14 protein-coding genes are annotated in these 14,083 nt (G+C 39.1%); 2 read left to right on the forward strand and 12 right to left on the reverse strand.

Features of this window, described 5'->3' with window-relative positions; genetic code table 11:
* Positions 1 to 8 precede the first annotated feature (8 nt).
* Positions 9 to 878, forward strand: coding sequence for a fructosamine kinase family protein (locus GH754_RS07925; protein WP_153728183.1), 870 nt, complete (start codon positions 9 to 11; stop codon positions 876 to 878).
* A 103-nt stretch (positions 879 to 981) separates the two neighbouring features.
* Complete coding sequence (locus GH754_RS07930) at positions 982 to 2,253, forward strand: YjiH family protein (RefSeq protein WP_407690659.1); 1,272 nt, start codon at positions 982 to 984, stop codon at positions 2,251 to 2,253.
* 172 nt (positions 2,254 to 2,425) lie between these two features.
* On the opposite strand, the gene GH754_RS19425 is transcribed toward GH754_RS07930, so the two are convergent.
* The 12 genes from GH754_RS19425 to lipA form a co-directional block, all read right to left on the reverse strand.
* Positions 2,426 to 2,629: a hypothetical protein gene (locus GH754_RS19425; protein ID WP_194841317.1), complete on the reverse strand. Its 204-nt coding sequence runs from the start codon at positions 2,627 to 2,629 to the stop codon at positions 2,426 to 2,428.
* A 145-nt stretch (positions 2,630 to 2,774) separates the two neighbouring features.
* Positions 2,775 to 4,016 (reverse strand): aminopeptidase, encoded by a 1,242-nt coding sequence (locus GH754_RS07935; protein ID WP_153728185.1) that lies wholly within the window; start codon positions 4,014 to 4,016, stop codon positions 2,775 to 2,777.
* Between the two features lie 154 nt (positions 4,017 to 4,170).
* On the reverse strand, positions 4,171 to 5,571 hold the full coding sequence (locus GH754_RS07940; protein ID WP_153728186.1) for an L-cystine transporter: 1,401 nt from the start codon (positions 5,569 to 5,571) through the stop codon (positions 4,171 to 4,173).
* A 178-nt stretch (positions 5,572 to 5,749) separates the two neighbouring features.
* Positions 5,750 to 6,199, reverse strand: a complete 450-nt coding sequence (locus GH754_RS07945) for an OsmC family protein (protein ID WP_153728187.1) — start codon at positions 6,197 to 6,199, stop codon at positions 5,750 to 5,752.
* Positions 6,200 to 6,212: 13 nt separating this feature from the next.
* The gene (locus GH754_RS07950) at positions 6,213 to 6,575 is read right to left on the reverse strand and encodes a DUF488 domain-containing protein (RefSeq protein WP_153728188.1); all 363 of its coding nucleotides are present in this window, start codon (positions 6,573 to 6,575) and stop codon (positions 6,213 to 6,215) included.
* A gap of 26 nt (positions 6,576 to 6,601) precedes the next feature.
* Positions 6,602 to 7,696 (reverse strand): PRK06851 family protein, encoded by a 1,095-nt coding sequence (locus tag GH754_RS07955; RefSeq protein ID WP_323741913.1) that lies wholly within the window; start codon positions 7,694 to 7,696, stop codon positions 6,602 to 6,604.
* A 367-nt stretch (positions 7,697 to 8,063) separates the two neighbouring features.
* Positions 8,064 to 8,495: a universal stress protein gene (locus GH754_RS07960; protein ID WP_153728189.1), complete on the reverse strand. Its 432-nt coding sequence runs from the start codon at positions 8,493 to 8,495 to the stop codon at positions 8,064 to 8,066.
* A 72-nt stretch (positions 8,496 to 8,567) separates the two neighbouring features.
* A complete protein-coding gene (locus tag GH754_RS07965; RefSeq protein WP_153728190.1) occupies positions 8,568 to 9,404 on the reverse strand; it encodes a TerC family protein in 837 nt (278 codons plus the stop codon).
* Positions 9,405 to 9,741: 337 nt separating this feature from the next.
* Positions 9,742 to 10,833 (reverse strand): DctP family TRAP transporter solute-binding subunit, encoded by a 1,092-nt coding sequence (locus tag GH754_RS07970; protein ID WP_153728191.1) that lies wholly within the window; start codon positions 10,831 to 10,833, stop codon positions 9,742 to 9,744.
* Between the two features lie 124 nt (positions 10,834 to 10,957).
* A complete protein-coding gene (locus GH754_RS07975) occupies positions 10,958 to 12,232 on the reverse strand; it encodes a TRAP transporter large permease (RefSeq protein ID WP_153728192.1) in 1,275 nt (424 codons plus the stop codon).
* A 24-nt stretch (positions 12,233 to 12,256) separates the two neighbouring features.
* Positions 12,257 to 12,820, reverse strand: coding sequence for a TRAP transporter small permease (locus GH754_RS07980; RefSeq protein ID WP_153728193.1), 564 nt, complete (start codon positions 12,818 to 12,820; stop codon positions 12,257 to 12,259).
* A 327-nt stretch (positions 12,821 to 13,147) separates the two neighbouring features.
* On the reverse strand, positions 13,148 to 14,074 hold the full coding sequence (gene lipA, locus GH754_RS07985; protein ID WP_323741914.1) for a lipoyl synthase: 927 nt from the start codon (positions 14,072 to 14,074) through the stop codon (positions 13,148 to 13,150).
* Between the last annotated feature and the right edge of the window lie 9 nt (positions 14,075 to 14,083).

Genomic DNA, 14,083 nt, shown 5'->3' on the forward strand with positions numbered 1-14,083 from the left:
CCTATAAATTGCATAAATTCATCTCCAACTTACTTAATCAAATTCAGCACCAAAACCCTATTACAAAAGTTACTCCAATCTCAGGCGGCTCAATCAACAACGCCTACTACGTAGAAACAACCAAATCCCGTTTTTTCATCAAAACGAACACAGGCGTCTCTCCCCACTTCTTTCAAGCCGAAGCAAAGGGTCTTCAGTTCATTGAGGAATCCAACACCATTGACGTTCCCCAAGTTTACTTTTATAATAATCCTGCTCCAGATGAAACTGGAGTAATTGTTTTAGAATGGATTGAAGGCGAAAAGACAGCCCAAACTGATGAACAGCTAGGGCATTCTTTAGCGAGTCTACATAAAACAACAGGCAGTCACTTCGGTTTTGAAGAGGATACATTTATCGGGGAACTCCCACACCCCAATGGCCTATATGAGAATTGGGTAGCTTATTATCGAGATTGTCGGTTAACCCCGCAATATAAAACGGGGATTCAATCAGGTAAAATAGTAGGCCAAAGAAAACGTCAAATGGAGAAGCTACTGAATCACTTAGACCAATGGCTCAACCACTCTCCCAAGCCATCGTTATTACACGGTGACCTCTGGGGCGGAAACTGGATTGTAGGGCCAGCTGGGAAGCCTTATTTGATTGACCCATCTGTACTATACGGGGATCACCTTTTCGAATTGGCTTTTACTGAGCTATTTGGCGGCTTTTCCTCAACCGTTTATCACGCATATGAGGATGTTTTTCCAATTCCTACTTACTATAAAGATATTCAACCTCTCTACCAGCTATATTATCTACTTGTTCACCTCAACCTATTTGGTGAAGGATATGGCAGAAGCGTAGACAGGATTTTAAAACGATATATTGGGTAAGCTAAATTGGCATTTACCTTATCGATTAGAAAGGTTTGTTTACAGCATGCTTAGCAATCATCTTAAGTTTATTATTCCTTCGTTAATTGGGATATTCTTTTTTATGACTCCGATTTCATACGAAGGGAGTCTCACTATCCCTGTTGCACTGTTAGCCAATTGGCTACAGGAGCTACTCGGAGATCAATTAACCCGTATTATGACCGTTATTATTACGGTCACAGCTATTCTATCTTTACTATTTAAATTATTTATAAAGAAAAGCAACTTATCACCTTTCTTAAACAGTTTATTGCATGTATCCTGGTTTTGGACCATTGTTCGAATTTTGGGGGCTGTTTTTGCAATCCTTACCTACTATCAAATTGGCCCTGAAGCTATTTATTCAGCGGCAACAGGCGGTCTTTTACTTAGGGATCTACTGCATATTTTATTTTCGGTCTTTTTATTTGCAGGCTTACTACTACCTTTACTCTTAAATTTTGGCTTGCTAGAGCTTTTTGGTACAGTGCTGCAAAAGGTAATGCGTCCCCTTTTCACCTTACCAGGTCGCTCATCTATCGATAATCTTGCATCTTGGTTGGGCGACGGTACAATTGGTGTTTTGCTTACGAGTAAACAATATGAGCAAGGCTATTATACGAAAAGGGAAGCAGCTGTTATTGGAACGACTTTTTCGGTTGTATCCATTACGTTTTGTATTGTTGTCATTGAACAAGTGCATCTAGAGCATATGTTTATTCCCTTTTATTTAACGGTATTAGCGTCAGGAGCTGTAACAGCCCTCATAATGCCTAGAATTCCACCGCTTTCAAAAATTAAGGATGATTATTTTAGGGAAAATCAACAAGCATTTGACGAGACGATTCCAGAGGGTCGTTCTTCCTGGGGATATGGTTATGAACTAGCCGTAAAACGGGCTGGAAATAGCAAAGGGGTAAAACAGTTTGTAACAGAAGGCTTTCAAAATGTACTAGATATGTGGATGGGTGTTGCTCCTATTGTCATGACATTTGGAACCATTGCCTTGATTTTAGCTGAGCACACGCCCCTTTTTACGTGGCTAGGATATCCTTTTATTCCACTCCTTGAGCTGATGCAGCTGCCCGATGCTAAAGCAGCTTCAGAAACACTTTTAATAGGTTTTGCGGATATGTTTTTGCCAGCATTACTCATTGAATCGGTTTCTAGTGATCTCACCCGTTTTGTGATTGCCTGCTTATCTGTCACGCAGCTCATCTATATGTCAGAGGTCGGGGGATTAATTTTAGGTTCCAAGATTCCCGTGAATATTAAGGATTTGTTTATCATTTTCCTTCTAAGAACGTTAATTTCTTTACCTATTATCGTTGTTATAGGGCACATTATATTTTAATTTTGTAACATCAAACCCCTTGTGGCCAGACGCCTCAAGGGGTATTTTGGTGCTTATCGAATTTCTCCACTCGTATCTAACTTGTTCGTTTCCCACCCTAATGCTGATGGCTCCTCCTTCGTTCGATTCATCCATTGATAAAGTTTCTTTTGATAACGCTACATCATCCAGCCTAAAATTTTCCGATAAAATACGCTGCAATCAGTGTACCAATTCCAATCGATCCGAATGATTTTATGAAGGTTAAGCAAATAGCTCCAGCTACAAACACACTTAATAAATCACCCGTAACCTTAGCACGATTTAATGTAGAGCCTGTCGTGGTTAAAATAGAGGATAAACCTATTTCAAAAGCTGCCTCACAATTTTGGGACATTGTGGAGTAGCCATTAGAAAAAACATGAATTCCGCCAAAAATGGCGAAATTCGATGTCTTTTCTTATACTTAATCCGACTAATCTTATATTTTCTTAAAGTGCACAAAATGGCCGCCAACTAGATGTTGATGGCCATATTTCCTATTAACCTAAATCAATTACCCATTCCCCATTACGGAAAATCGATTCTATTTTACCGTCCTTAGTTTCCGCATCAATATCTAATTCAGCAGACCCAATCATAAAATCCTCGTGTGTAATGCTTGTGTTCACTCCATGTTTTCGTAGTTCGTCCTCAGACATCTGAGAACCGCCTTCAAGATTGGTTGGATACGCCTCTCCTAATGCAATATGGCAGGAAGCATTTTCATCAAACAGGGTATTAAAGAAAATTAAATTGGATTGTGAAATAGGCGATGAATGTGGTACTAAAGCAACTTCACCTAAATAGCGAGAGCCCTCATCCAAATCCAATAATTGCTCTAACACTTCTTCGCCAGATTCTGCCTTATAATCGACAACCTTTCCATCCTTAAAGGTAAGGGTAAAGTTATCAATTAAATTGCCGTTATAGTTTAGTGGCTTCGTGCTTGTTACCGTACCATTTACTCCTTCGCGATGAGGAAGGGTAAACACCTCTTCAGTCGGAATATTTGGATTAAAAACAGCGCCAGTCTCGGCAACAGATGATCCTCCGTGCCAAATATGATTTTCAGGAAGCTCAATAGATAAATCTGTACCTGGAGCCTTATATATTAATTTTTTGTATTGTTTTTCATTTAGAACCTCACGGGCATTACGAAGGGTTTCGTTATGCTGATTCCATGCATCTAGTGGATCTTCTTGATCTACACGTGTAATACGGAAAATTTGCTCCCATAGCTTTTCTGTCCCTTCTTCTAAGCTATCATCAGGAAGCACCTTTTTCACCCAATCATCTGTTGGGATTGCTACGATGGACCACTGAATGCGGTCATTCATCATATAATTGCGGTATTCAGCTAGTGCTTGGCCAGCAGCTTTGTTAGCAGCAGCCATTTTCTTCGGATCAATTCCCTTAAGGAGTTCTGGGTTAGGAGCATAAACTGACAATACTGCCCCTCCATTCTTAGCGTGTTCGGTTAATTTTTGTACACGCCATTCAGGGAAATTCTCTAACACATGTAATGGTTCATTTTTATACTTTAGTCTGGTTAGCTTTTCGTCAATCCACTCGACCTGCACATTTTCAGCACCTGCCTCATACGCCTCTTCCACTACATAGTGAACAAAGTCCGCTCCTTCAATGGGTGCGTTGATCATAAGCGCTTGGCCTTGTTGAATGTTAACTCCTGTACGTATGGCTAGTTTGGCATACTTTCTTAATAATTCCTCAGTTACTTTCATTCAAGTCCCCTCTTTCTGGTCATTTTTTAACATTCCAAATCACAACAATACCAAAAATAGACTACCCTTTTATTCTTACATAAACTCCCTTCACCATCAAAGTATATAAAAAAATACGACCACGGGCATCATCCCACAGTCGTATTTTCTAGCATTACATAGCAGTTGAAAGGTCTTTTTCAATTGCCTCTTTATCATCAAATTTTTTCTTGTCTAGTTTACCCATAATACGGGAGGTTAGTGTACCTGATGTCATGGCATCATTAACATTTAACGCAGTACGTCCCATGTCAATTAAAGGCTCAACTGTAATTAATAGACCCGCAAGTGCAACTGGTAGGTCCATAGCTGATAATACGATTAAGGCAGCAAACGTTGCGCCTCCACCTACACCGGCAACCCCAAAGGAGCTAATCCCTGTAATGATGACTAACGGGATAATAAAGCCCGGATCAAGCGGATTAATACCTTGAGATGGTGCAATCATAACGGCTAACATAGCTGGATAAATCCCTGCACAGCCGTTCTGTCCAATGGTGGCCCCAAAGGATGCTGACATGTTCGCAATTCCATCTGGTACCCCAAGGTTGTTCTTTTGAGCTTGAATGTTTAATGGAATCGTTCCCGCACTAGAACGTGACGTAAAGGCAAACCCTAGCACAGGCAACACTTTTTTCACATATGTTAGTGGGTTTAGTCCAGATACCCCAATGAAAATTAGGTGAATCACAAACATCGCAATTAAAGCTACATAGGATGCTAATACAAATTTACCAAGCTCTAAAATGCCGGCCACATCTGTTGATGCTACCGTATTGGCCATCAATCCTAAAATCCCAAATGGAGTTAAGCGTAAAACTAAGGTTACAATTCTCATCACAACCGCATATATGGAGTTTATGATTTTCGTAAACATCTCAGCTTGTTCCGGATTTTTTCTTCGTACTCCAAGAACAGCAATACCTACAAATGCAGAGAAAATAACCACTGCAATGGTTGATGTTGAACGTGAACCCGCCATATCTTCAAATGGATTTGAAGGAATAAATTCGAGAATTTTTTGCGGTGTCGACATATCCTCTATACCTGACAATGTATCCTCTAACATGCTTCCGCGCTCTTGCTCTGCTTGACCTGCTTCAATGTCTTCAGCATTTAAATCAAACGTAAGTGAGCTGCCTACTCCTACCAAAGCAGCGATCATAGCTGTACCAACTAAAATGCCTATAATCCAAGCTGACATTTTTCCTAGCTCAGATGATTTTTCCAATTTAATGATGGATTGAATAATCGATACCATCACTAATGGGATAACAATCATCATAAGAAGACGAACATACCCTCTACCTAAAATGTTGTACCATTCACTAGTTTGGCTTACGACTTCAGATCCAGGACCGTAAGCAATTTGTAAAAAGGTACCGAGTAGTATCCCTAAGCCTAAGCCTGTAAATACACGTTTACTAAAGGATACGTGTTTTCTCTGCATATAAATTAATAATCCTACTAGTGCTAGAATAATAGCAATATTTAACAAGACATATGTCGTTGTCATCGTATTCCCTCCTTAAGGTTACTTTCTATAATATATAATTCCTATGTGCTTAGTATGCTTTTTTAATATACATCCACATGGACCCAACGTCAACCCTTGTGCATGAGAATGAGCACTAGGCCCAAAAAAAGTAGTTCAATTATGGAGTTTGCACCCCAAAATTGAACTACTTTTTTGTTTACCCTTTAATGGTAAGAGTCGGTTCTAACTCAATATCTACATTTCCCTTAATCGCTCTTGATATCATGCAGCTTACTTCGGCCTTTTCAGTAAGTCTTTTTAGCTTTTCTAAATCCTTTTCTGTTGCTCCAGCCTTCAAGCTCACTGTAGGCTTATGAATGATTTTTTTATACGTAATCACACCATTCGTTACATCTACAATCCCCTCAGACTCCATATCCATTTCATGAAGAGGGAGTTTAGCTCTTTCAATCATTGCTGCCAATGTAATCACATAGCAGGTTGCCGCTGCCCCTAAAAGCATCTCATCTGGATTCGTACCAACTCCGGGGCCGTTCATTTCAGGAGGAATCGAGACCTTTGTTTTTAAGTTACCAGCATCAATTGCGCCTACGCTGTTTCTTCCTCCAGGCCAATCTGCTTTTAAGTGAAACGTATGCTCCGCCATCGTAAATCTCTCCTTATGACTCTTTTTCCTCTAAATACTCTTTTAACACGATTGCATGATTGTGCACAGAGTCTTTAGCACCATAGATTAATGTAACAGTTTCGTTCTCACTTAAAAGAAGCACTCTCGACACCGCTGCAATTTTTTCTGGATGCGTATCTAATTCCTTACGATATTCCTGCTTAAATTCCTCAAAACGATTGGGATCATGCTGGAACCATTTACGAAGACTCGGGCTTGGAGCTATATCCTTTTCCCACTCATCTAACCTTGCCTTCTGTTTCGAAATGCCTCTTGGCCAAAGCCGATCGACCAAAATACGTTTTCCATCCGAATCAGATGCCTCTTCATAAACTCTCTTTAAGTGTAATGCCATTTTAGACTTCCTTCCGAGCAAAAGAATCATACAAGCTGTTCCCACTTTTCTATGGCGGCCTCAATCTCTTTTTGTTTTTGTTCTACAACGGAAAAGTCAACAGACTCAATATAATACGATTCTAACTTATTTCGTAAAATATTGCTTTCCTTTAGCTTACTTGTTGCCTTTTGCATCGTTTGCTTGTATTGGTTTGCAAAGCTTTGAATTTGCTCTTTATATTTTTCATCTGTACCAGGGGTAATGACCTCCTCATACATATCCACAATTTCATCTCCTTTACGGGAAGGAAAATGCTCATGTGGACTTGTGCTATCAAAAATTGCGATACCTAATTCCCTGAAAATTAACATATCCAGGCTGTGGGGGTCAAAGCCACAATGGTAAACCTCAACATCAATTCCTCTTTGTTCTGCTTCACTTACCAGCTTTTTCAGCATCGTCGACTTCCCTGAGCCCGGTCGACCTTTTATAAAATAACGTTTTGGAACATCATCCGTTAAATTTTGAATAAAATCCTTGGGTCCGTCTGGTGTTGCTGCTCCTAGGAAACGATGGACTGTATTTCCGTTCTTATGAAGAGAAATCGTACCAAAAAACGTTTCCTTTAAATAATTAGTCAATTCTTCAGCTTTTTCAACATCGATGTTATTTATATAGATTTTTTCCCAATCATCATGTATGCGTAAGGCTTCAGCAAATAATTGATATGCCTCGTCGTAGCAGGCCTTAATTTGACTTTTAACCTGTGCGACGTCCTCTTTATGTTGTCTTAGTTTTTCTGAATCCCACGATTCTCCTAAGTTAATGTATTCTTCTACTATTCCTGGATATCGTGGTTCCACGACGTGTGGGTCTGTTCCATCGATTACCCCTATCTTTAATGCAGGAATGATGACACCATCAATGGAACCATAATCGGCAGAGCAATGTACATATTCGATGTCATACTTCTCTCCCCATTTCTCGCCGATTTTTTTCATTAAGGTGGATTTTCCTGTTCCAGGTCCACCCTTTAATATAAACACGCGCTCAAGCTGTTGAATAACCTCTGGAAATAAATCATAAAAGCCTTCCGCTGTGTTGCCTCCAGCATAATAGTTATAAATTCGACGTGCCACACGATCACCTCTTTTTAAGTTACTTACATCACATCCTATGCAAAACTTGAAAAATGGGTGAATGCCTATGTGTTTTTTGGGTAGTTTTTTTATGGTTGAAGACGTTGTTTATGTAGACAGTGCAGGATTTGCTGGATATGGGGGCGTGAATGCTGAAGGTTTAGTTTAAAAAGCTGAATATACAGGTAGAATGCTGAAGAGAGCTCCATAAGCTGAAGATCTAGAGAGAAAAGCTGTAGAATGGGAGTTAGATGCTGATGAAGGTGTGGACATTGCTGAAAAATTAGCTTCAAATGCTGAACCAGTCCTAGGGGGAATACTCCTTGAAAAAGTAAATAAAAAAGGCAGCCGCACAGGCTGCATTTTCTTAATCAACTGAAGGTACAATCGTTACAGGACACGGGGCTTCATGTAGCACGCTGTAGCTTACACTACCCAAAATCTTCCCCTTCATCAAACTTAACCCTCGTGTCCCCATAATAATGTTCTCAGCATCTACCTTTTCTGCTACATGACAAATCTCTTTTTCAGGAAGACCAATAAGCATTTGTTTTTCAGCAGTTCCAGGGAAATCCTTAATGACATCATCGACCTTCTCAAATGCCTCTGTTGTCATTGCTTCCCTAAACTCCTTAATTTGACGATCTGTAACGAACCTTTTCACATAAGCATTACTTAAATTCGGTTGTACATTAACAATTAATAAATCATTTTGCAGAGGTGTAGCTAGCCTGGTTGCATAAGCTAAGGCCTTTAACGAATTATCCGATCCATCAATTGGAACGATGAATATCCCCATAGTAATCCCTCCCTAATTAATACTTTCGAGATTAATATAAGGATTCCTTAAACAAGTTGTGAATAATTTATGTTATTTTTCTTCTGCTTTGACAGCCGTTCCCTGAACTGGATCACTAACCGTGTTTTCTTCTTTATTGCCACCGAAGAACCAACCGGCAACTAAAATAGCTATAAGTACAATGTAAAAGGTTACTTTCCAGCCTGTTGAGTGTGGAAAGTGGGAATCGATAAGTCCAATTGAAGGGTGTGCTAGAGTTATAACAAGTAATTTAACCCCAACCCAACCTACAACGATAAAAGCACCCGTCTCCAAGCCTGGTTTACGGTGAAGTAGATTGACGAAAATGGAGGCTGCAAAACGCATGATAACAACCCCAATTAGACCACCCGCAAGGATTACAAGGAAATGTCCTCCATCCATTCCACCAATCTGAGGAAGATCGGTTAACGGTAGGGCAACAGCTAAGGCAACAGCAGCTAAAATAGAATCAACAGCAAAAGCAATATCAGCAAGTTCTACCTTCATGACAGTTACCCAGAAACCAGATCCCTCTGGCGTGGTTTCCTCTTCCTCTTCTTCATTCTTGTCTTTATCCTCTGAGGTATCCTCTTTCTTCTTCTTCACAAATTTCTTAACTAAATGATTAATACAAATAAATAATAAGTACGCGGCTCCGAGTGCTTGCACCTGCCATACATCGACCAAAAAGGAGATGATAAATAAGGAACCTATTCTCAGTATAAAAGCACCAAACAATCCGTAAAATAAAGCCTTTTTCCGTTCCTTCTCCGGTAGATGTTTCACCATAATGGCAAGGACTAGGGCATTGTCTGCTGCCAATATCCCCTCAAGTCCGATTAAAACAAGCAATACCCAGCCATATTCTAATAGTAATGCAGTTTCCATGTACGTCTCCCCTTTTAATAGTCCTTCTGTTCTTTTCAACCTATAAAAATATCAAAAGGCCTTTACCCGTGATTGGTAAAGGCCTAAAAAAAGACCTTTACAGATAATGCTACCTGTAAAGGTCTCGCTAACAACGTCAGTTGCCAATAAAGCCGGAGGAAATTTTCCCTCGAAATGACGACTTTATTGAAGAGCTACTCCCCTTTATGAACTAAAAGAAGTTTTTAATTGTATTTATATCTTACCGACTTTTTCTTTTTTTGTCAATTTATTCGTAATACTTTTATCAAATAAGGTAAAGGCCTGAACCAAATGGCTCAGGCCTTTACACTATGAATTATTCACCTGTTACGGCTTTAATTTCTTCTACAAGCTTATCTAAAATTTCACCATTTACTGTTGAAATTTCTTCTCTGTAGTAGTCACGTACAGGTAAAGCTAGCTCTTTAAATTCTGCACGTTGTTCTTCAGTCAACTCGATAACCTCTGTTGGGTTCTCAGTATCGTTTTTCATTTCTTCAAGATACTCAGAGTTTTGACGTTCTTGCTCTTTGAAAATCCAATCTTGCATTTCTTGAGTAGTCTCATCAATTAGCTTTTGAACATGCTCTGGTAAACCATTATACCAGTCTGTATTTACAGTTGTCATCGCTACATAGTTGTTGTGGTTTGAGATTGTTACAGTATCTTGAACCTCATGGAAAGAAGCATCATAGATGAAGAATACAGGGTTTTCTTGTCCATCTACAGTTCCACGGTCAAGCGCTGTGTACAATTCACTCCAGCTAAGCGCTTGTGGGCTTGCACCATATGCTTTATAAGACTCTTGCATTAATGGTGATTCTTGGATACGCATTTTAAATCCGTCAAAATCAGATGGTTCTTGTAATCCATCATTACTTGACCAAGCTGTTGCACCCTCAGTCCAGAATGCAAGTGGAGTAATACCATGCTCTTCATACTTAGCCTTTAAATCTGTATTTAAGGCTTCACTTGTGTTCAAGATTTCTTGTGTTTGTTCAACACTTTCAGGGAATAGGAAGTGTAGGGCAAAGATTTGTCCTTCCTTAACCATATTACCTGTGAAACCTGGAGACATGACAGCCATTTCAACAGCACCATCTTGAAGAGCTGCTACCTGGTCAGTTTCACTACCAAGTCCACCATACTCATATGGTTCGATTGTGATGGCACCATCTGTTTTTTCACTTATACGCTTAGCAAATTCTTGAGCGTAAACATATTGCACTTGTCCTTCAGTTTCCTCTGTAATAAAACGCCAAGTTTGTTCTTCATACTCTTGTCCGGATGCACCCTCTTCACCAGAGTCGCCAGATCCTTGTTCCGTATCTGTTTCACCGGAGTCTCCAGAACCTTCAGAATCTCCTTCACTATTTCCACCGCAAGCGGCTAGAAATAGACTTAACATTAAAACGAATAGTACAGCAAGAATGTTTTTCTTGTTAAAAATAATAATTACCCCCTAGTAATTTTTCTAGAAATTTTTTATCTTTAAATATCCCCACTGTCGCGAGGATATTTAAAATCGATAATTAATCAGGCAACAGCATTAAGGACAATTCTGGAACAAAAATTAACAATACACCAATTAGGAGTAGCATGATAATAAATGGTGGTGTCCCTTTAATAACGTCTAAATATGGTTTATTAAATACCGCACTCGCGGTAAAGATATCGACCCCAAATGGTGGTGTTGCAGAACCTAGGGCTGCCTGGAATGTAATAATTATCCCTAAGTGAATTGGGTCAACACCTGCAGATGCTGCCGCTGGTGCAAAGATTGGTGTTAAAACAAGAATAACTACAATCGGATCCACAAACATACATCCGATAAAGAAGAAAATACTTACCATAATTAATACAAAAATTGCACTTGGATCTGTACCTAGCACAGCTTCTGTAATTTGCTGTGGAATTCTTGCATACCCAAGAACCCATGTGAACACTTGCCCACCTGCAACTAATATAAATACAACAGATGTTACAAGACCTGTTGATAATGCAAGCTTCGGCAGTTGTTTAATATGAACGGAACGATATATAATAACTTCTAAAATAAAAGCATATAGCACTGAAATACCTGCAGCTTCAACTGGTGTTACAATACCTGAATAAATTCCTCCAACGACGATAACTGGGAAACCTAATGGTAATAATGCTTTTCTAAAGTAAACCCAGCGTTCTTTCCAGCTTGCACGGTCGGCTAATGGTATATTTTTTACTTTGGCATAAAAATAACTATAAATGGCAAAGCTTAAAAATACGATAACACCTGGTATAATACCTGCTATAAATAGGTCACCGACTGATACTTGGCCAGCTGCTAATGCATAGATAATCATCCCAATACTTGGTGGTACAAGTAAAGCTACATCACTTGAATTGATAATTAAAGCGATTGCACTTGAATCCTTGTATCCGGACTTCAGTAGTCGCTCACGCATTGGTCTACCTATTGCAACTACGGTTGCTTGGGTTGACCCTGATATGGCACCGAATAATGTACATGCTGCTGAAGTTGTGACGGCATATCCTCCTCGTATATGACCAACAAATGAACCAATAAAATCTAGTAGTCTTTCAGAAGTTTTACCTGACGTCATAATGTCTGCCGCAAAGATAAAAAGAGGCACACATAGTAGTACAGGAGACTCTATCCCTGTTAAAAGCTGGTCCATTAATAGGTCTGTACGTAAATTGGGAAAGAATATAAAAACGCCCACAATCGGAGCTACGATGAGTGGAATCATCATCGGAAAGTTCAGCAACAACAAAACAACCATAATCGCTATTAGTGTTGTTAACATAACAGATTCCTTTCTATTAAAAATCTATAAGTTTGTAATTTCTTGATCAAGTTCACTTTTTTCTTTGTCATTATAGTCCTCTGCGTCTATACCAAGATAAACCTTTTCTTTTACACGCAAATTGATCCACATGTTACGAAGGAATTGAATTCCCCCAAGAGCGAAGCCTAATGGAACAAACATAACGACTAAATATTGTGGGATTTGTAAAGCCGGAGTTACCGTACCTTTATCTAACTCGGATTGGGTATATGTAAAAGAAAAGTAGGCTAGAGCAAATAAGATAATTGCAGTGACAAGATGGATGAAAACGATCATAACTTTTCTAACCTTAAATGGGGCAAAATCATAAAATGCTGACATACTAATATGTCTACCTTTTCTACCTGCATAGGCAATTCCCATAAACGTTGCAATGGTAATCGCAATATTACTAACCTCTAAATTAAAATAGAATGCACTAGAATTAAAAACTTCTCTTGCAATCACATTTCCGATAATCATAATAGAAATGATAATAACGGAAAAACTGAGAATAAACTCTTCCGCTTTCATAATAAATTTGTCTATCAAACTAAAGATTTTCAACCCTTTTATCCCCCTCCAATGGAAATAAAGAACTATTTTTAAAGACATTTTTCATATACTTAAAATGTTAGTTGAAAACCATCTTTCACTCAAACGTGATATAATTTGATTTGACGTAATTATCTGACATTTAATGGTTTTATGTATATATATTATACAACCTTTTCAAATATAACCAAAAATGCTAGAAAATAATCTCTTATGCTTCAAAATCGCTCCTTGACTTTTAGCCTTTTGACTTATGAATAGCCAAACAACCACATACAAAAGTCCTAAATATAAAAATGACCTTAGCCCATACAGGGTCTAAGGTCATTCATAAAGAGCTTATACACTCTCTTGATTTACATAATTTTGTTCATATTGTTCTCTACGTCTTTTAGCCGCTTCACTTACCTGTTCATCCGCATGATAGGAGGATCTCACCAACGGCCCAGCCTGACAATGCTTAAAGCCTTTTTGGAAAGCTACCTTACGTAATTCCCCAAATTCCTCTGGACGATAGTATCTTTCTACCTTCAAGTGTTTACGAGTTGGTTGTAAATATTGACCAATTGTCATAATGTCCACATTGTGAGCTAAAAGATCATCCATAGCCTCGTAAATCTCTTCCTTTGTTTCACCAAGTCCTACCATAATACTTGACTTTGTTGGCACGTCAGGCGCAATTTCCTTTACACGTCTAAGCAATTCCAATGAACGATCATAGGTTGCCCTAGCTCTAACCTTTGGCGTAAGTCGTCTAACCGTTTCTATATTATGATTGAAAATGTCCGGTTTGGCATCCATTAATGTATGAAGACTTTCATAATCTCCTGCCATATCAGATGGAAGTACTTCAATGGAGCAGCCTGGGTTTCTTCTTCTAATGGCGCGGATGGTTTCAGCAAAGACAGCAGCTCCCCCGTCCTTTAAATCGTCACGAGCTACTGCCGTTACGACAACGTGACGTAGCCCCATAATCTCAACAGATTCTGCCACGCGTTCTGGCTCTTCCCAATCTAGTTCATTCGGTAAACCTGTTTGAACTGCACAAAAACGACATCCACGGGTACAAACCTTACCTAAAATCATAAATGTTGCGGTTTTACGAACTGCCCAGCATTCATGGATATTTGGGCATCTCGCCTCTTCACAGACCGTATGTAAATTCTTTTCTCTCATCATTTTCTTTAAGCCTGTGTAGTTTTTATTCGTATTCAGTTTAATTTTTAACCACTCAGGTTTTCTTAAGTACTCTTCGTTTTTACTCACGTAGCAACA

The sequence above is a fragment of the Salinibacillus xinjiangensis genome, from assembly GCF_009649735.1.
GTDB lineage: Bacteria > Bacillota > Bacilli > Bacillales > Alkalibacillaceae > Salinibacillus > Salinibacillus xinjiangensis.

Excerpts from the sequence above, each read along its gene's own strand:
- GH754_RS07930 (WP_407690659.1), top strand. The coding sequence starts at position 982 with ATGACTCCGATTTCATACGAAGGGAGTCTCACTATCCCTGTTGCACTG.
- GH754_RS19425 (WP_194841317.1), bottom strand. The coding sequence starts at position 2,629 with ATGTCCCAAAATTGTGAGGCAGCTTTTGAAATAGGTTTATCCTCTATT.
- GH754_RS07935 (WP_153728185.1), bottom strand. The coding sequence starts at position 4,016 with ATGAAAGTAACTGAGGAATTATTAAGAAAGTATGCCAAACTAGCCATA.
- GH754_RS07940 (WP_153728186.1), bottom strand. The coding sequence starts at position 5,571 with ATGACAACGACATATGTCTTGTTAAATATTGCTATTATTCTAGCACTA.
- GH754_RS07945 (WP_153728187.1), bottom strand. The coding sequence starts at position 6,199 with ATGGCGGAGCATACGTTTCACTTAAAAGCAGATTGGCCTGGAGGAAGA.
- GH754_RS07950 (WP_153728188.1), bottom strand. The coding sequence starts at position 6,575 with ATGGCATTACACTTAAAGAGAGTTTATGAAGAGGCATCTGATTCGGAT.
- GH754_RS07960 (WP_153728189.1), bottom strand. The coding sequence starts at position 8,495 with ATGGGGATATTCATCGTTCCAATTGATGGATCGGATAATTCGTTAAAG.
- GH754_RS07965 (WP_153728190.1), bottom strand. The coding sequence starts at position 9,404 with ATGGAAACTGCATTACTATTAGAATATGGCTGGGTATTGCTTGTTTTA.
- GH754_RS07970 (WP_153728191.1), bottom strand. The coding sequence starts at position 10,833 with ATGTTAAGTCTATTTCTAGCCGCTTGCGGTGGAAATAGTGAAGGAGAT.
- GH754_RS07975 (WP_153728192.1), bottom strand. The coding sequence starts at position 12,232 with ATGTTAACAACACTAATAGCGATTATGGTTGTTTTGTTGTTGCTGAAC.